Origin of the sequence: Paenibacillus sp. CR_12, assembly GCF_041953985.1 — a bacterium.
Taxonomy (GTDB): Bacteria; Bacillota; Bacilli; order Paenibacillales; family Paenibacillaceae; genus Paenibacillus_AQ; species Paenibacillus_AQ lautus_A.
Map to the genome: position 1 here is coordinate 303,645 of NZ_JAVFHO010000002.1, position 18,538 is coordinate 322,182.

An 18,538-nucleotide genomic window follows, 5' to 3' on the forward strand; every position below is an offset into this window, starting at 1 on the left:
GTTAAAGGACAAGGCCCCTTTCCCGCACTTGCCCCTTTTCGCCTATCACCTATCCAATGTTACCAGGACGAGAGCTCTGTTCTTTTCCACTTGTTTTCGGTAACGCAAACATATACATAATCGTCGTCCCATGCTATCTGACCCTGACTACAGGCATCTGTGGATGAAGCTGGCGTAAATTTCTCCCGGATTCGAAGCATATCCCCGTTTACATCTAACTTGGTATCGGGGTCATTCGTACCTAAACCGACATTACCGCTGCTGCGCTTTATGGTTAGCGGGGAATCAACGACGCTGCCGTCATCGTCGTAACGAACGAACTGCATATCGGCTCCGGAATTATCCCCCGGTTCTTCGGAACTATCTGCCCGAAGGGCCCATCTGGTTATCGTCTCATTTTCCTTGCCGGCTACACTGAACTGGATATCCCGGTTAGTCCCTTTTTCCCCTGCGACTCGCAATATGCCGTTCATTACATTGAAGTTGGAAGAATGCGTACGAATCTCGCTAACGTCAGTATCGTAAGGAATTTCAAACCGGGTAAACAGTTGGTTCGGATATTCCCCCGTTGGCGACATCGTCGTCTCGAATGAGATATGCTTATGGTCGTGCTGATCAGGATTGTTAGCCTTGTCATGCGATATGATCGCCGTTTTGTTCATTCCCTTCTCGTCGAGCCACACGATTGCAGGTTTAGCCCTTTCCGCCGTCCATTGAAGCCGAATCAGATCAGACTGATGCCCTTCTTCCTCAACCCACCTCTGATCAGTAGACATATGCAGTCGGTCATTATGTGGTACGCGAATATTGTTATCGGATTGTTTGAGTTCGCTTAGGGTTATCTCCGATTCTTGTTTCTGAACGGTACAGCCAATGCCCAACAAGCAGATGCCGCCTACTATCATCATAATCGTCCTAATGTACTTCAAAGCGTTTCCCTCCGTTGTCGTAAATTCGAACTTGTTACGTAATAAGACTGATCGTATTATATTCAACAGAGGTCGTATACCCATTTCATCAAACTTCCCGGAAAAATGATTCTTTTCGTCTATACAAGCTAAAGAGCACTCCGTCAGAGAGAAAGTCCTGTAAATTACACGAACATAATCCCACGAGGGGATATAACCGAACATGATTGTTATGGATTCACGAATGTATGATCATCCATATTAGCTTGTTCAACGTCCACCCAATTCGTATTTAGCATCATCTCGGAAGAATCCCCATGAAATGCCTTCATGGCTTCCTGATCATCAAACAGCCGATATCTCATCCAAGCCGTCAAGTACCCCCTATGATTGCCCCCATTACCTTCAATCGCTGTATGAGCAGCACCTTTCGCCATCCCCATCATAACTGGCGTGCTTGCATGAGTATTATGTAAGGCTAATTGATTCGTTGATACCGGTGAGATTATGAAATCTCGTGTACCTCCCATAATGAGAAAAGGAACGGTAATACGTGCTGTATCGTACACATCTTCCGGATCACAATGCTTCAAATCCGGGAGAGCGATGGAAACAACCGTCTTAATCAACGATCCACTTTCATAGTTGGTATGTGCATTAATGACACCTGTAGCCCCTTGAGAATGCCCAGCTGCACCAATATGTTCCATTTTTATTTTTTGATAAAACAAGCTGTTTGCTTGTTCGTTTTCATTTTTCAAATAATCAATAGCCTCCACAATTTCTTTGCCTGTTCCTGTTGTCTTGCTGTACGAATCTATTACTATGAATCCCCAGCTAGCCAGATGAGTTAAGAGCTCATCATAACGATCTGGCGTGGCATCTGTTCCATTCCCCCATGAAATAATAGGATAGGATTCGTCTTCTTGAAATGCCGGGTAGTATATTCTAAATAAAGCCTCCCCGCTCATTCTCTTAACTTCTTCTACCTTTACATGATAGCTTCCTTTCTGCGCATACCGCTGCTCAATGCTACCATCCGCAAGTTCTGGTATATTTGAATGAATGATAATTTGCATGAAAATTGTTATTGGAACTGCGACGATCAGGACTAAAGCTGACAACCATAAAATCCACTTGCGTTTTTTCAGAACCGACATATACGTGACCTCACGATAGACTACCGATTTCTCTATCGTCTTCTCAGTTAAAGTATGAAACTGAATGGATATACGTTAAACTTTGGAATGTTTCATTTCAGCTCTATGCTTTCTAAAATCTTTGGGTGTTCTTTCGTGGTACTTTTTAAAAGACTGAATAAAATGATTGACATGATTGAAGCCTACCCTGCGGGCGATCTCGGTTATGGTGTCGTCCGTTGATATTAATAATTCGCTGCTTTTCTTTATCCGGTACTTGATCAGATACTCGTAGGGGGTCATATGAACCGTTTTTTTAAAACACCGGGTGCACTCCGAGATGCTCAGATGCGCAACATCGGCAATTTCTTGCAGCGTTACAGGAAACGAGTAGTTTTGATGTATGAAGCTAAGCATGAATTGCAGTCTCTCCTGTTGCCGCTTCACGTGTTTTGGTGCTTCCACGGGAGAGACCGACATATTGGAGATCAAGATGTACCATAGCTGTACGGTTTGAATCGAAATCTCATATTCCCATCCCCAGCTTTTTTTAATATTAAACTTCTTTCTCATTTCCCAGAGCAGGTCCAATACCTGCTTCTCCCACTCCGCGTCTCCTGTGATCACGAGCGAAACGAAAGAAGAATGGGTAAAAGGAAGCACATATTTTTTTTCCATGGCACTGTCTGTGTGGAAGGCGAGCAGTTTCTCAGGAAAATTGAAACTCACATATTGACCGTCATGCGTTAGCTGCGTCGCCACATGAAGAACTCCCTTGTTGATCAGAATCGCCTGGCCGGTTTCCAGCTCATGATCCATCCCATTTACTTGAATACTCAGTTTTCCTTTCGTCACCAACGTGATCTGCAGATCTTCGTGCCAATGCAGATCGTTGAATCCTCTGCCTTCGGGAATGCTTTTATGAAGCGTATGCGTGTACATGATATAAGGAAACGAATCGTCGGGGTACAAAATAGTTTCATGCAGCGGCTTTGCCATTCCAACCAGCTCCTTTCTATGACGATATATCTATATTATTGAGGGATATAATTACACAATACAATAATATACGATGATATTATTATATCATGAATTTGGCTTATCACTAGCCTGTGCACAGACGATCGGATAGGCCCTCTTGGAGGGTAATCATTGAAAAGATATAAATTAACGTTACAGCTTCATCCGTATATCCTGCTTTTTATCGCCATTCTGTCGGTATCCGTATCTTCGATCATGATCAAATCTTCGGACACACCAACCGCTGTAGCCGGTATGTACAGACTTTATCTATCGGCACTCATCATGCTTCCGTTTGTCCCCTGGAAAACGCTCCGCTCCTCGAAACTGGACTCGAAGGATTGGAGAACCGTTTTTTTGGCCGGCCTGCTTCTGGGATTGCATTTCCTGTTTTGGATGGAGTCGTTGGTATATACCTCCGTGGCGAGTTCCATGGTTATCCTGGCGCTACAGCCCTTGTTTGTGATGATCGGTACGTACTATATGTTTAGGGAACGAGCGAGTGTGTTGACCGTTCTCTGCTTGGTCGCCGCCTTGTTTGGCTCGCTTATTATCGCTTGGGGAGATATTGGAGTTTCAAGAGAGGCATTGATCGGGGACGGTTTGTCACTGATAGGAACCATACTGGTGTCGGCTTATATGCTGGTCGGACAGAAAGTGAGCCACAAAATCAATGCGAATCTATATAGTGTTGTCGTCTTCTTTACTGGGGGGAGTGTCCTGCTCGTCTACAGTTTGTGGAATCACCATTCTTTGACCCATTACAACGTTTCGGATTGGACATACTTCCTTCTGCTTGCGATCATTCCCACGATCTTTGGCCAATATGTTTTCAACGTGCTGCTCAAGTCCATTGGTGCAACAACGGTTTCCGTAGGCATTATCGGCGAACCCGTTTTGGCCATTATGCTGGCTTATCTGTTGTTGGGAGAGACGATCTCCGCATTTCAATTTGTAGGTGGAATGATTACGCTGCTGGGCATGCTGACATATTTTTGGCTGCAAACCTTAAGATATTCAGCTCACAAAAATCTTTCGCATTGATCAGTGTATGCAGTATTAGTCCATCGGTAGAATGTAACTAGCCAGCATCCTCCATATGGAATAGGATACATTGCATCCCTTACGATTGCATGAGGTATAACATTATTAAGCTGCTCATTAGCTCGAACACAAACAGCCGATCCACGTGGATCGGCTGTTTTTAAACCCTTCTTTAAAAATATCATGCAGCGACATCATAATTCTTCTGGCGCTTATCCTGCTCTCGACCGTATTATGGCGCAATAATTTGTCTACCCACGTTCACATCATCTACCTTCCATTGGTTATCAACCAATTTATAGAATACAAAACGATCAACAAGCTCAAGATTGATCGGACCGCTTTCAAAGTAAGCCGATTGGTGCATTCTCGCCTCTGTGGTACTACTGTAAGTAATATCGGCCTTTTTTGTTAGTATAGCGTTATTTTTAATGCCATTACTGTGAATAATCTTGTTAATAAATGAGTCCGTGAAATAAGGTCTGAAATGTGTTCGGATTTGCGAATAGCTCGAGAGATCGGTGGCTTCATTTATCTTTTCATTCAGTACGTTTATTCTCTCTTGACTCATTCTCCAAGGCTTCTGCGGCTCTGTATGGATAAAGACCTGTTGCAGACCGATCGTAATGGTTGTTTTTCGTTCTTGTTTGGACCACAGCGCCGTTCCGCCAAAAGCTTCAGCAAAAACACGTGCGGGCACATAAGTCGTTCCATGATCGATTTTTGCTGGCACATCAAGGCTGAAAGCAGCGTTATTTAATAAAGCTGTGCGAGAGTTCACGCGCAGCAATAGCTCTCGTTTGCCGCGAATAATCGTAATGCTTTTTTTTGCCTGGTTCCAAGTTACTTCTGAATTGAATTTCTCTGAAACAGCGCGTAATGGAATCACCATTCGTCCATTTTCGATTATTCCATTGTCAACCGTGTTCGATAAATTATCGGCGAAGCTTATCGCAGGATTACCGATTAGTAAGGTACACACTAAAGAAAATGTTAGTGCGAGTATTGTTTTTTTCATGGATGACTCCTCCCACGGTTCGATTATATCCTTGACCTTAACTCAATCCTTGTTATTTTAAAACAAACCCCTCCAGCAATTTACGCCGGAGGGCTCAGGCAGTACGTAATGAAGCTATTTTCGCTCAAATATGATTACCGTTTTGGGATTCGCCACGTATTCAACGGGAGATCCTAACAGCTCGGACACGAAGCGTACGGGGATAAACGAACTATTCTTCTTCAACAGTAACGGCGCATCAAATGAAACGGTTTTTCCATTCACGTTTGCTTTCTTTTTATTCACTTTCCAACGGATCGTCGTGTTGTCTTTGCTGATCGTTACCACTTGTTTGCTTTGGTTCCACCCTACCTTCGAACCCAATCGCTCGGATACAAATCGAATCGGGACATAAGTGCGGCTCGATGCAATAAACGGGGCTTCGCTTAACTTAAAGGAACTCTCTCCTATGTAAGCAGTTCTGCTCCCGATCACTAATCGCTGGGCTTTCAGTTGGCGGGATCCATCCCCACCGAGCTTATTGAGAAGTTGATACGTTTTGGTCGTACTTCTTAAATCCAAATAGTTACCGCTTAAATCCAACGCGTATCTAATTGCTCCCGTGTCAAAATGAGGTGGATCGAACGTATGATTTCGAATGGGATCCAAATTCCACACACGGTTATCCGCTAGATGTAAATAATGAAGTTCGCTTAAGGATTTCAAAGGCTCAAGATTGTAAACCAAATTAGAGTTTAGATTCAAGGAAGACAGGTTAGACATTTTTTTCAGTGGATCTAGTTTCTTGATCTGATTGTTTTCCGCGGAAAGAGCCCTCATTAGCGTCATCCCTTCAAGCGCACGGAGATCCGAAATTCGATTGCTTCCGATGTTTAGGCTCATTAAACTTTTGGATAGAGGCTTAAGTGGACTCAGGTCCGAGAATCGATTGCTCGCTATTTCCAAATTCTTTAGCTTGGTTAATCTGCTCAAGGGCTGAATATTCGCGATCTGGTTCCCGTTCAGTTGTAACCATGTTAATTCTGTGGCCGACGATAATGCCGTTATATTCGAGATTTGATTATCGTTCGCTTCGAATGTATGCAGACGCCCAAGCTGCTTGATCACATCAATCGACGAAATTTGGTTCCGGTTTACGATCAACATTTCCAAATCCGTCATGGCGGACAAATCCTGAATTGAAGCGATCTGATTGTCCGCAATATCAAGTTCGCGAATCTTAATCAATGGCTTGAGAGGCGTAATATCGTCAATTTCATTATTGGACAAGTCAAGAAATTTCACATTGGAAGCATATTGCAAGCCTTGAATGCTTTTAATTCCTCGTCTTGAAAGATCAAGTAATGTTAATGATTCCATATCTTTCTGTGTAACAGCCGCATTTTCATCCTTTTTTAAAATCTGCTTTATCGCTTGCTCCAACTGTTCGTCCTGAAAACTTACTTCCAGGGAAGCCTGCTCCATAGATGCCTGGCCCGGTAAGCTGATCATCATTACCAAAACGAATACGAGCCCTGATAAAACCTTATTCATTTCCTTTCTATCCCCTCTTCTGCTGGTGTCTTATGGTAATGACGCTTACAACCGATAAAAGTTGCAGTACATTTTTTTCCATTGTGCCATCAAGACGAGTACAAAAAAAGGCCAACCAGTAGACTCTGGCTAACCTTTCCATAAATCCTCCAGCCTTACACGATTCTTTATTTAGTGCTCATACGCTCGAGCATATTTCTCATGGTAGTCGATCATCTCGTCCAACTCGGCTTCCTCGAGTCCTTCACTTCCCATGGGGGCGCCAGGACCGATTCAAAAGCAAAAGCCATGGGTCACAGCGTGAAAAATAATGCTGCGCTCATGGCTTTTTATTAGGAATCATAAGATACCGTGCATCATGGCGCGACAGAAATATGTCATGGAATTCCCTGCCGTTACCGGATGCCCGGTATTTACGGCGTCGGCGGCAAAACGACGGCTCCATTCGCCTTGCCGTCCATGCCAAGAACTTCGATTTCATCAAGGAAGACCCAGACGTTGACCGGGAATTCGATCTTGACGTAGCGGGCGAACACTTTATCGGCTCCCGCTTTCCCCGGCACGCCGTCTGCTGAGCCGCTCCATCTCACGAATTCGGCAGAGGCAGCATCATGAGCCGATGGCGGAGAAACGGTTGCCAGCGAGCTCCAGGTTTGGCCGTTCGTTGAAACGGAAAAAGCGACGTTCTGTGGGAAATAGATGCCAGGTCCTTGATCCTGAAGAAAATGGGCTCTGATTGATCCGATCGATTTGTTGCGGCCCAAATCCAATGTGATGGTGCGGCTTCGTTCTTCAGGGTAGGCGCTTCCCGCATGGCCCTGCCACTGCTCGTTGCTGAAATCCGTTCCGCCGAATAGACCGTTCGTCAGTTCATTCCCGGAATCGGGATAGTTGCTGTTAGGCGGTCGCGAAATGGCATAGCTTAGACCTTGAGCCAGATTGCTGAGGCCCCAGTCGTCAGACCAAGTTTCCATGAGAACTTGGGCATAGGTATCAAGCACCGTTGCTGCCGGTGCCGAAATCAACCCTTGTGCTTGCACGGCCGGGTCGTGAATGTGTACGAGGAAATCCTGCATATACGTTACGGCATCCTTCGGCTTGTTTTGCTCCAGAAGCAGCTTGATGATCTGCAAACGATACAACAACTCATTGCCAAAAGCCGAATTGATTTCGTTCGACGCGACATAACTGCGTACAAGCTCCTCCATTGTCTCCGGTGTCGGGCTGCTGTCAATCGTGTACGTTCCGTTCAAGAACTGGTACAGCCAGTCATACATCAAACGCAAGCTTGGGTCTTTGCTTACCCCTAAGTTGTAAACGGCATTATTGCCTTGGTAATAAGCTCTAAAACCATTTTGCATCAAGCCGGTTTCAACGCCGCTGTTCAAGTATTCGACATAGCGGTTGCGGAATACGTCGTCCGACAGCATCCGATCATCGAACTCCAGCTCGTTTGACATCCCATATTGCTTGGCCAGGTTCGCGGCATCTTCCAAGCGGTCGGAATCCGTTCCGCCGAAGAAATAGTTAGGCTGAAGCGCCACGGCATCAAACCCTACCTCTTTCCACATAAAGCTTTTGTATGCCAAAGAGTGCGGAATCCAGAAAAATTTCAAGTTCCTGTCATGAACTTTGCCGCTTACAGCTTTGATCAAATCCGGACCTGTATCGCTTGTGCTGATTTGTTCTTCCAGCCAGTACATCCCGACAAGCTCCAGATGGGAATAGTTCGCCTCCTGCCACCTCTGGCGAACCTGATCCAGCCACCACTGCATCGCTTTTATCCGGTTTTCGAGCGCTTTCTCTTTGCCGACAACCGAGTCGTTAAAGCTTTCGGATACCCCGTCACCGTCAACGTCGCCAAAGTCGTTTACGTACTCACCTGGGTTTGGAATCATGAGGACAACCTTCATTTTATGATCAGGCTGATTTAGCTTGGCTCCGACCTCTATTGTAGCCTCATTCAACTGCTGCATATCCCCCGTGGCAGCGAAGGTTTTATCCAAATACCAGTTCCAGTCCTCCAGGATCGTTTGTCCGACACCGAAGTCGCGGCCGGCAGGCGATGCCAGCCCGAGAAATAATATACCGTCAAAAAGCCAGTCGACAGGCTCGCCATCTTGATTTACATAACTGATGTTCGGGATGATCCGTTCCTTGTTCCAATCGCCCAACCCATCTGCATATTGTCCGTTATACAGCAGATTCAGGTTCCGGATCCCAGCTGTAGCTTCTCCCGGCTCCAAAAAACCAGGCTGTCCGGCAGGAACCTTTACCGCCCCCTGAGCCTTGCCATCCGTACCTATAATTTCGATTTCGTCAATGTATTCCCATTGCGAAGGATGCATCGTAAAGGTTACTTTAACATAACGCGCATAAGCCAGCTTGCCGTCCGTATTCCCGCCTTTGATTCCATCCCGGCTGCCGTCCCATTCAAAGTTCTCCTGCCTTGGCGGTCCTTCCCCCCAGAGCAGCTGAGTGGCGTTATGTGACAGCAGGCCCCAATGTTCTTTATCATCGGAGACAAACATCGATACGGTCAAAGGTACGAGGATCGAGTTGGTAGGATAATCTTGGAAGAAGTGAGCGGTAATCTTTCCGATTGACTTTTCCTCACCGAGATCAAAGACGACTTCCCGCGTTTTTCCACGCAGATGCCCTACCCATGCCGGGTCATTCTTATCCAACGTGCCGTATTTTCCATCCGTAAGTTTGTAACCGTTGTCAGGATGCGACGCTTCTGGCTCCTCGGACCATTCATACGGGAGGCCGGCCGCTAGATTGCGGAATTGCGTCTCCTCCACTGCCGGAACAGGCGATTTTGCCTGCACCGCAGAAATCGAGGAAATCAGCAATACTACTGTCAGCAGGACGGATCCCCATTTCTTGTTCAACGTCATTAGGTCAGCTCCTTTTTAATCTCAAGTGTAGAAATGCCTGAATTCTTTACCCGCTTAGTGATGAATACCTAAATGGATCCCCCCTTTCACGAAATTCGGCAAACGCCCTGATTGGAATCGCTTTCAAAAATAAAAAATTCTCATTCCTCATTCCCTTCTTTGCTCGCGAAATGTCTTAGAAGATCAGTCCGAAGGTGAACCATTAGCCGGCAGATCATCATCTGCAGCGGCTATGGTGCCGTCCACCCTCGCGGCTTCATTCAACTCATACGGCGAATTTGCGGTCGAATTAATTCAAGTTCCACAGTTATGTACAATTAAACACCCGCTTCTTCCTTCTGATACATCTCGGTCAGCTTGATGCTTCTGCCCTGCTGCAAACGGGATCGTTCGGAAGCGAAAGCAATCAAATGGCTTTGCAAGGAAGCGGTAGCCGATGTAAGGCCTTGAGACGGGTTGCGGTCGAACTTATGTACATTTTTAAGGAAGGAGCTCACCATGCGCTCATCGCCTCCGCCGTGGCCGTCGCCCTGCACGCTGCATTTAATTTCAATCTCTTCGCCCGTCGCATAACGGTACAGCGTAAAAGAACCCTTATCCATGTCGCCCATGATCTCTCCCTGCGTACCCATAATCTGCACACGGCGAGTACCGCTTTGGGTTAATCCCGACATAATGAAATTAGCATTAGCGCCGCTGGCAAATTCCATATTGACGACCTGATGGTCGACAACATTATTATCGCAGCGATAGACGCAGCGGCCGAACGGTCCTTCCTTGAGCGCCCGGATAATGCCTTCCTGTGATAAATCGTGCGTCATATAGCGCGCCCAATGATCGGCAGGTTGCTCCAAGTACATTTTAATCGCTGAAAAAGCACATTCCCTCTCGGCTTCGCAACCATCGATGCAGCGGTCCGTAGCACCCTCCGGCGCGTTCTCGGCTTTAAAATGAAGCAATGAGCCAAAGGAGCTGACCGCTGTGCACGGTTCATCCATCAGCCAGGAGATGAGGTCCAGGTCATGGCAGGATTTGGCCAGAATCATCGGACTTGTTTCCTCGGAATTGCGCCAATTGCCGCGTACGTAGCTATGAACCATATGGTGATAGCCTACGTTCTCTGTCAGCTGAATGGTGCCGATGGCACCCAGCTCCCCATCCTCGATGCATTTTTTGATGCCCGACCAGAACGGGGAATAGCGAAGCACATGCGTGACCACCAGCAAACGCTGATGTTTAAGGGATGCTTGCTCCAGGTCTATGCATTCCCGCACATCCGGTGACATCGGCTTCTCCAGCATGACATGGTAGCCAAGCTCCAACGCTTTCATTGCCGGTATATAATGCATCCGATCAAGCGTGCAGATGATCATCACGTCGGCTATTTTCCCCTGCTCGAATGCTTGTTCCCAAGAATGATAAACATGCTCTTCAGCGATTTGATGAATCTCAGCAAAACGCTGTCTGCGTTCCTCATCCGGCTCGGCTACTGCAACAAACTTCAGCTCATTCGGAAATTTCTCCGCATATGGTCCATAGATGTATCTTCCTCTACTGCCTGCGCCTAATAGTACAGCCGTTAATGTTCTCAATGTTAGTCCCCCTTGCATGTACAATTGCATCCTAATTTCATTGTAAGGGGTGACTCCGCGCATCAAAATAGATCATTGCTTACATTCCATATACATTTATTGACCTTGGTGCATGGTTTCGGTGCGAGCCGTTCGAAAATCCTGTGGCGTCATATCATTTTGCTTCTTAAAAAAGCGGATAAAGGCAAGCGCTGAATTGTAGCCGAGTTTGGCGGCAATTTCATTGACCTTCATGGATGTATTGAGCAGCATATCTTTTGCTATGACATTGCGGTAATCATTTACGTATTTAGAGAGACCGATTCCCGTTATCTGTTTGTATAGCCTTGAGAGATAGGATGGATTCAAGCTGACATAATCCCCGATCGCGGTTAGGGATATATCATCCGCAATATGCTCCTCTATATAACGATGCACCTTATTGACGACCTCCGCCGGCAGCTCTGTCCCTCGAAGCGCATTCCATTCAAAAAAGCAGTCCGCAATTTGCCAATAGTATGGAATGAGCTCCGTCCATGAAGCGGTCTCCTCCTGGCGGAACAGCATATCCATATTAATCTGGGTGTTCATATAGTCTCGCATATCTTTATTTTTGTGCAAATGTGCCAGAAATACCGCAGATAGGAAATGGTACAACTCAAGCTTGCGCTCATAAGGAGTATCCGGATCGTTCCATATGTCTGTCAATTCGACAAACAGATGATTAAACTGCTCGCGGTGATTATTTTCAAGACAGCTCATCAGCAGCTGCACGCGAGCGTGAAAAAAGCTGTCATGATAGCTTTTCGCCTTCTCTTTTTCTTCGGACTTCTGAAGATCTTGATCGGTCATGATGACCTCATGGAACAAGCCATGGCCTTGCATAAGACCGTATTTCATCGCATGAAAACGATCCGACAGCCGATTCCAGGGGACAGCATCGCTGCCAATAAGAAAAGATACGGAGAGGTTCAGCAGCCTTTTGCTGGTCGCCTGGATCGTCTCCAAATTGCCGCTCACATAGCGGTATGCCCTGGTCCATTCCATCGTACCGGTATCCGCCGTTATCTCCGGACCGGCTTTAGGCTGAAAGATCCATACCATTTTGTTCATATCAAATACGACGGAGAAGCAGCGCACATGGGCGGATAAATACTCATCGCCGATATTTTGAAGTGCGTAAGCGAGCAAAGCCTTGTCCGGTGCCGTGAACATTTCCTTCCAGGCATCGATCCTGCCAATCAGTAAATAGACAGGGAGCGATGCGTCGAGCGGAATGTCCATTTCCGCAAAAGCGTCCCGAAGCTGCTGCCCCGTCATCGTCTTGCCTTGAAATAAGCCCCAGATATATTCCTTCTGCAAGGAAGGCATCGCTATTCTCATTTTGGACTGGGCCCGCAAGATCATTTGAGCCTGACCCTGTTCCTCTTCGATTTCCTCTATCGCCCGTTCAACGGTATGAATGATCTTCTCGTCGCTTTCCACTTTCAGCAAATAATCAAAGGCGCCAAATGTAAGGGCGTTCTTCGCATAGTGAAAATCATTGAACCCTGTCAATAAAATAACTTTGCACGCCGGCCACTGCGATTTGATTTCCTGAAGCAGCTCAATGCCCTCTATGCCGGACATCTTAATGTCCGAAATCACAATATCCATCCGGTGATGTGACAGCACCTCAAGCGCTTCTTCGCCGGAATAGGCCTTCATGACTTCAAGCTCCAAATGCTCCGTCTTCTCGAACAACTCCAGAAGACCATCTACGATAATCGGCAAATCATCCACGATTAAAAGCCTGTACATGGCGATTCCTCCTTAGCTCATGCTCAGTTTAATAATAGCTTGAAGCCCGCCAAGCTCAGAGCGTGATACGGTAATCCCATACTCTTCTCCATAACGAAGCTGAATTCTGCGATGAACATTAAGCAGGCCGGTTGTCTCCTCCATCTGGTTCGTTGAATAACGCAGCTTCTTGCCAAGCGCTTCGATTTCCTCATCCGTAATGAACTCGCCGTTATCTTCTACGTAAATGTAAAAAGCATCATTTCGCAGCTTGCTGTGCACCCATAGCTCGCCCGTGCCGCGCATATTGCCAAGGGCGTACTTATAAGCATTTTCAATAATAGGCTGCAAAATCAATCGGGGAACTTCAATCGGCTGGGCTTCGACTTCAAACAGCACTTCGATTCGTTCCCCGTAACAGATCGACTGCATCTCTACATAAGTGCGGGAATGCTCAAGCTCCATCTCCAGCAGAATGTCGTCATCATGATGGCGAGTAATGAACTGAAAATATTGCCCGATGTACAAACAGAACTGGTAGGCTTTTTCCTTCTGGGTATCGGATTTAATCAAGCGGCAAAGCACGAAAAAGCAATTATATAAAAAATGAGGATTGATTTGCGATTGCAATCGCTTCAGCTCCGAACGCTGATTGCGAATTTGCTGCTCATAATTTTCCTCAATCAGTGTTTTCAAAGATTTCACGGTATCGTTAAAAGCCTGGTATAAATAGCCGAACTCATCCTGCCTGCGGTCGATCAAGATCGGCTCCAGCTCGTTTTGCTGCATGCGGCGGAAGGAACGCACCAGCTTTAACAACGGACGGTATATTAATCGGATGATAAAATAGGTAAAAAATAAAAAAATACAAACAGCAAGCGCGCAAGCCCACCAAAACAATGCCCTATATACCTGCAATGAACCGAGAATCATCTCTTCCGGTATGCTCGTTACCATGTATGAATTCCATAGGCTGGAATACTTGAATACGGTTAGATATCGCTTATTTTTATAATGGATCGTATCATAGCCTTCATCCATTTTCGCCGCCTGCTTTTCAAAAGCCAGCTCCTTCATCAGATCATGAAATTCAAGGTCGGAACCGCTATTGATTTCCCAGCCGCGCTCCAGATTAAACAATACGGTCTGACCACCCCTGCTGTTGCCGATTTGCGTTAAGGTCTCTTTAATTTTGCCGGTTGAGAGCTCTACGCCCACTACATAGAGCGGGTCCTTTTTGCCTGCAGGGTACTGCATCGTAATAAACAGCCGGTCCTTCCAATAAATAAAGGGCTCCGTATAAAGCTTCTTGTCTGGCTGCATCGCTTCATATTCTTCTGCATCCAGATTGGTTTCAAAGCTGTTGCTCAGCACCGTGCGCTCGATATGCGGAATGTACGCCTTCGCCTCGCGAATGAACGGACTGGAATTTTTCATTAAATCCAGGCGGTGCTGAATATCCAGTATTTTATACGACCGCTCATAGGAGTTCATCTGCTCGCCTGTCGCCGCCACTTCCATCAAATCCCTGTCCATAACGTAGTTAGGCAAATATCGGCTGATCCGGTCTGCTTCCTGATCCAGGGAGTCTAAATAAAACCTTGTCGTATTCAAAATCGAATCGGATATTTCACTGCGGATATGATCGGCCCCTTGCTCATTCATCATCCAGGTTATCGCCATAAGCGGCAGTAAGGCCGCCAAAAAGGCAGCCATTATTTTTTTGAATATAGAGGAATCCTGTAAAAAGAATATACTTTTCATCGTCTGTTCTCCTGTGCCCGAGATCTACGACCTTCTTTGTCTATTCTTTTACGCTTCCCATTACAATGCCCTTGATGAAAAACCGCTGCAAGAATGGATAGACAATAAGAATCGGGAAAGCCGCTACGAAGATTTGTGCCGCCCTGCTTGTACGGTCAGACAGCTGGAGCATGAGTTCCACATTTTCTGATTTAAGAAATCGGAAATCCATCTTAATAATAACGGTTTGCAAGAAAGTTTGCAGCGGATAATTTTCCGGGTGATTCATATAAAGCATGCCGTCGAACCAGCTATTCCAATGCCCTACCATCGTAAAAAGCCCCGTTGTCGCCAGTGCGGGCAACGATAGCGGTACATATATTTTCCAAAGCGTTGCAAAATGCCCGGCTCCGTCAATCCGTGAAGCATCCTCAAGCTCTCTGGGCAGATTGCGGTAAAAGTTCAATAGCAGGATGACGTTGAACACGTTAATTGCCATAGGTAGCACCAACGCTCCGAGAGTATCAATAAGTCCCAAGCTTTTAATTGTCAAATAGGTAGGAATGAGTCCGCCGTTGAACAAAATCGTGAAAACAAATATCCATGCATAGACGGTTCTTAGACGAAACGTATTGCGATCCTTGGATAAAGGATAAGCTGTAATAATCGTTAACAACATACTTAATACCGTCCCGACAACAACCCGTTGAATCGAAATGCCAAAGGCTCTTACATACTCAGGCTTGCCGAACACGTTATCATAAGCCGCCGTTGTAAACTCTACAGGCCACAGCGCAACCTTGCCGGCTGCCGCCGCCGAACCCGAGCTAAACGAAATCGCCAAAATATGAAGGATCGGCATTAAGCATAAAAAAGATATAAACGCTAGAAAGACTAGGTTGCAAACTAGAAAAGCCCTTCTTCCGAATGACGGTTTAATAACCACGGTCAGTCTCCTTTCTGAATCACCGACTTTTCATCTATTAAAAAATACGGTAATTCGCTAGTCGGTATGCGAGTACGTAGGATACGGAAATGAAAATAAAGGATACGACGGATTTCAATAAGCCGACAGCTGTGGCAAATCCGAACTGGGCTTGCTGGATCCCCATACGGTAGACAAAAGTATCAATGATATCGGCACTTTCATAAACCGGTGCGCTGTACAGGTTAAAGATTTGATCAAATCCCGCATTCAGCACATTGCCGATATTAAGCGTTAGCATAAGAACGATGATCGGCATCATGCCCGGCAGCGTCACGTGAAGCGTTTGTTTCCAGCGGCCCGCACCATCGATTTGAGCGGCTTCATAAAGCGTAGGATTAATTCCTGTCAGTGCGGCCAAATAAACAATGGTACCAAATCCAAATTCTTTCCATACATCGGAGATGACCATGACATAAGGGAACCAGTTATTATCGCCAAGAAAGAAAATCGGCTTCATGCCGAACCATCCAAGCAGCTGGTTCAATATGCCGGAGGAAGGAGACAAAATATCGACCAAAATCCCGCTCAGCAGCACCCAGGATAGAAAATGGGGCAGATAGACCAGGGTTTGGAACGTTCTTTTCATCCATTCTCTACGCAATTCATTAAGCAAAATTGCTATCGTGATTGGCACGAACAAACCGGCAACGATTTTCATTACAGCAATGTATACCGTATTAAAGAAGATGCGGCCGATATCCGGATAATCCATTAACAGCTGGAAGTTCCTCCATCCGATAAACGGGGAGCCGAACAACCCTTTATTCGGCACATATTTTTGAAAAGCCATCATGATTCCTGTCATAGGAATGTAACTAAAAATAACAATCATAGCTAAACCCGGCAGCAGCATCAAATGAAGCGGCCATTCCTTCTTCCACATGCGCGTCAGACTATTCATATCTTCACCTCGCTGATTCACTTATCATGCTGTGCATGCCTTGCTCAAGAACCTGATTGTTCTTGAAAAAAGGAGGGATTGCATAGATTCAATCCCTCCTTTGCGCTACAGATCCTATTTCATCGATTGATACCACTCGTTAACTTCTTTCGTGATTTCATCGCCGCCAAGCTTCTTCCACTCTTCAACGAATGTATCGAATTCGTCTACGGATACTTGGTTCATTATGATTTTGATGAATATTTCATCACGTTTCTTCGTTAAAATTTCTTGACGGTCTGCCATCGTCGGCGTAGGTGCGCCGTAGAATTTGTTTTGCAGGTATTCTTTGTTTTGCTGGATTTTTGGGTTATGCGATACCGCTCCGTTCGGCCCCGAAATCAGCACTTCCCACCACATATTGATATCGCTACCATCGATAAATTTCATCGCACGTTCATAACGACCCTTCTGGTCTGCAGTTTGAAGAATGCTAGGATCTTTCGTTTCGATCGCTTTCGGCAGAATTTCGCCGTTGTTATCCATCTGTTTGCCTACGCGAAGCGGGTTCAGCAGCCAGTAGTTGTTGCCTTTTTCTTGTTTGTCTTTACCATACAGATAGATTTTTTGCTCATCTGTCGGATTCATCGTATTATCAACGACGATCCATTGGTTCAGCAATTTGATAACGCCTTCAGGATGCTTGGCTTGTTTAGAGATCACATAGTACTCGTCAACACCAAGACCAATTTGATTCAATGTAGGCTTGTTGTCTACGGAAGGGATAGGGAACACTCCCCATTCTTGAACAACCTTCCCGTCTTTCACAGCGCCCTGCACAAGCTGCGCCGGTGTCCAGGAAGCACCAAATACCATGCCGATGCTGCCGTCGTAGATGAGCTCAGCGGCTTTTTCCGTATCTTTAACCGCAAACTCAGGATCGATCAACCCTTTTTTGAACATGTCTTGCAGCGCTGCAAGCGCCTGCTTCATCTCGGGCTGGATATCACTGTTCATCAAACCGCCGTTCCCATCTTCCATCCAAATGTTTTCATAAGCGTGATAGCCGTTCAAGAACGCTCTCAGACCGGTAACGCCTGTCTCGATACTAAATGGGTTTTTGCTGACCGCAATACCGTAAGCTTGTTTTGTGCCGCCAGGATTCTTGGTTTTGAACGCTTCGGCAATTTTTATGAAATCATCCATTGTTTTAGGCTCAGGCAAGCCAAGTTCTTTCAGCCAGTCGGTACGAACGAACAAGTATTGATAGTTGAACGGGTTGTATGAGCTTGGAATCCCCATCATTTTCCCGTCGATCATCGCAGTTTTCATCTGCATGCCGCCGTCCATGGTCAGAAACTTTTTCGTCTCTTCCGTAGCATGCTGATCATAAATCTCTGTCAAATCCATAATCATATCCGCTTCCGTTAGCTCTTTAAGCTGAGCAGCGTTTACAAGCAAGAAATCGGGAAGATCGTTGGATGCGATGGCAATTTTTACTCTCTCTTTGAATTGGCTGATGTCTGCAATCCACTTGTTTGTAATTTTGACACCGATATCTTGTTCATAAACGTCATAAACTGAGTTTTTGTCGAAGTCTTCACCTTCGTCGAATTTCAAGTAAGGATCGCTTGGCGAAACCGTTGAAACCTCAATGATATCATTGCTGTTTCCTGTGCCTGTTGTTTGGATCGGTTCCTTGGAATTTCCAGATGGTTGGTTTGGCTCAGACGACGTTTTGAAGCCGCAGCCTGTAATCGCCAATGCAAGCGTCAAGGAGATCATTGCAAGTGCCTTTTTGCTCTTCAAATTTTACCCCTCCGGTACATTTCGTTTAGTTTTCTGCAAATTGTATTGCAGTCTTTCATAATTCCAGTATAGAAAGAAGCCCCCCGCTGTTCTATATACTAGTCTTTACTTTCGTATACACCTCTTGACACCAGGCAAAAAGCAAATAATTATCGTGATTCACTTATACATCGGCAGCATTTACTTTTCATTTAGAAATACCTCAA

The 18,538-nt window shown here is 45.8% G+C and carries 13 protein-coding genes; 1 reads left to right on the top strand and 12 read right to left on the bottom strand.

Annotated elements, in window-relative coordinates; genetic code table 11:
- Positions 1-59 precede the first annotated feature (59 nt).
- The 3 genes from RB297_RS05075 to RB297_RS05085 all read right to left on the bottom strand — a co-directional run bounded on the left by RB297_RS05075 (position 60) and on the right by RB297_RS05085 (position 3,046).
- A complete protein-coding gene (locus tag RB297_RS05075) occupies positions 60-929 on the bottom strand; it encodes a hypothetical protein (RefSeq protein WP_375119927.1) in 870 nt (289 codons plus the stop codon).
- Positions 930-1,138: 209 nt separating this feature from the next.
- Positions 1,139-2,068 (bottom strand): poly(ethylene terephthalate) hydrolase family protein, encoded by a 930-nt coding sequence (locus tag RB297_RS05080; protein ID WP_375119928.1) that lies wholly within the window; start codon positions 2,066-2,068, stop codon positions 1,139-1,141.
- Between the two features lie 75 nt (positions 2,069-2,143).
- Entirely contained in the window at positions 2,144-3,046 is a 903-nt protein-coding gene (locus RB297_RS05085) for an AraC family transcriptional regulator (RefSeq protein ID WP_375119929.1), read from the bottom strand.
- 153 nt (positions 3,047-3,199) lie between these two features.
- Between RB297_RS05085 and RB297_RS05090 the strand changes: the two genes are divergently transcribed.
- Positions 3,200-4,111 carry a DMT family transporter gene (locus tag RB297_RS05090; RefSeq protein WP_375119930.1) on the top strand — a complete coding sequence of 304 codons (912 nt, stop codon included), beginning with the start codon at positions 3,200-3,202 and terminating at the stop codon, positions 4,109-4,111.
- A gap of 232 nt (positions 4,112-4,343) precedes the next feature.
- On the opposite strand, the gene RB297_RS05095 is transcribed toward RB297_RS05090, so the two are convergent.
- The 9 genes from RB297_RS05095 to RB297_RS05135 all read right to left on the bottom strand — a co-directional run bounded on the left by RB297_RS05095 (position 4,344) and on the right by RB297_RS05135 (position 18,332).
- Positions 4,344-5,129, bottom strand: coding sequence for a copper amine oxidase N-terminal domain-containing protein (locus RB297_RS05095; protein WP_375119931.1), 786 nt, complete (start codon positions 5,127-5,129; stop codon positions 4,344-4,346).
- A 114-nt stretch (positions 5,130-5,243) separates the two neighbouring features.
- Positions 5,244-6,662, bottom strand: a complete 1,419-nt coding sequence (locus tag RB297_RS05100) for a leucine-rich repeat domain-containing protein (protein WP_375119932.1) — start codon at positions 6,660-6,662, stop codon at positions 5,244-5,246.
- Positions 6,663-7,075: 413 nt separating this feature from the next.
- On the bottom strand, positions 7,076-9,562 hold the full coding sequence (locus RB297_RS05105) for a DUF4855 domain-containing protein (protein ID WP_375119933.1): 2,487 nt from the start codon (positions 9,560-9,562) through the stop codon (positions 7,076-7,078).
- 317 nt (positions 9,563-9,879) lie between these two features.
- Positions 9,880-11,154 (bottom strand): Gfo/Idh/MocA family protein, encoded by a 1,275-nt coding sequence (locus RB297_RS05110; protein WP_192571759.1) that lies wholly within the window; start codon positions 11,152-11,154, stop codon positions 9,880-9,882.
- A 96-nt stretch (positions 11,155-11,250) separates the two neighbouring features.
- Positions 11,251-12,933, bottom strand: coding sequence for a response regulator (locus RB297_RS05115; protein ID WP_375119934.1), 1,683 nt, complete (start codon positions 12,931-12,933; stop codon positions 11,251-11,253).
- Between the two features lie 12 nt (positions 12,934-12,945).
- Positions 12,946-14,676 carry a sensor histidine kinase gene (locus tag RB297_RS05120; RefSeq protein ID WP_213578760.1) on the bottom strand — a complete coding sequence of 577 codons (1,731 nt, stop codon included), beginning with the start codon at positions 14,674-14,676 and terminating at the stop codon, positions 12,946-12,948.
- A 40-nt stretch (positions 14,677-14,716) separates the two neighbouring features.
- The gene (locus RB297_RS05125) at positions 14,717-15,601 is read right to left on the bottom strand and encodes a carbohydrate ABC transporter permease (RefSeq protein WP_176502408.1); all 885 of its coding nucleotides are present in this window, start codon (positions 15,599-15,601) and stop codon (positions 14,717-14,719) included.
- Between the two features lie 37 nt (positions 15,602-15,638).
- Positions 15,639-16,544, bottom strand: coding sequence for an ABC transporter permease (locus RB297_RS05130; protein ID WP_009590100.1), 906 nt, complete (start codon positions 16,542-16,544; stop codon positions 15,639-15,641).
- Positions 16,545-16,658: 114 nt separating this feature from the next.
- Positions 16,659-18,332, bottom strand: coding sequence for an extracellular solute-binding protein (locus tag RB297_RS05135; protein WP_375119935.1), 1,674 nt, complete (start codon positions 18,330-18,332; stop codon positions 16,659-16,661).
- Positions 18,333-18,538: the final 206 nt, after the last annotated feature.

What these genes read in the sequence shown, in the direction of transcription:
- RB297_RS05115 (WP_375119934.1), bottom strand. Translation starts at nt 12,933, where the DNA reads ATGTACAGGCTTTTAATCGTGGATGATTTGCCGATTATCGTAGATGGT.
- RB297_RS05130 (WP_009590100.1), bottom strand. Translation starts at nt 16,544, where the DNA reads ATGAATAGTCTGACGCGCATGTGGAAGAAGGAATGGCCGCTTCATTTG.
- RB297_RS05095 (WP_375119931.1), bottom strand. Translation starts at nt 5,129, where the DNA reads ATGAAAAAAACAATACTCGCACTAACATTTTCTTTAGTGTGTACCTTA.
- RB297_RS05100 (WP_375119932.1), bottom strand. Translation starts at nt 6,662, where the DNA reads ATGAATAAGGTTTTATCAGGGCTCGTATTCGTTTTGGTAATGATGATC.
- RB297_RS05085 (WP_375119929.1), bottom strand. Translation starts at nt 3,046, where the DNA reads ATGGCAAAGCCGCTGCATGAAACTATTTTGTACCCCGACGATTCGTTT.
- RB297_RS05080 (WP_375119928.1), bottom strand. Translation starts at nt 2,068, where the DNA reads ATGTCGGTTCTGAAAAAACGCAAGTGGATTTTATGGTTGTCAGCTTTA.
- RB297_RS05105 (WP_375119933.1), bottom strand. Translation starts at nt 9,562, where the DNA reads ATGACGTTGAACAAGAAATGGGGATCCGTCCTGCTGACAGTAGTATTG.
- RB297_RS05120 (WP_213578760.1), bottom strand. Translation starts at nt 14,676, where the DNA reads ATGAAAAGTATATTCTTTTTACAGGATTCCTCTATATTCAAAAAAATA.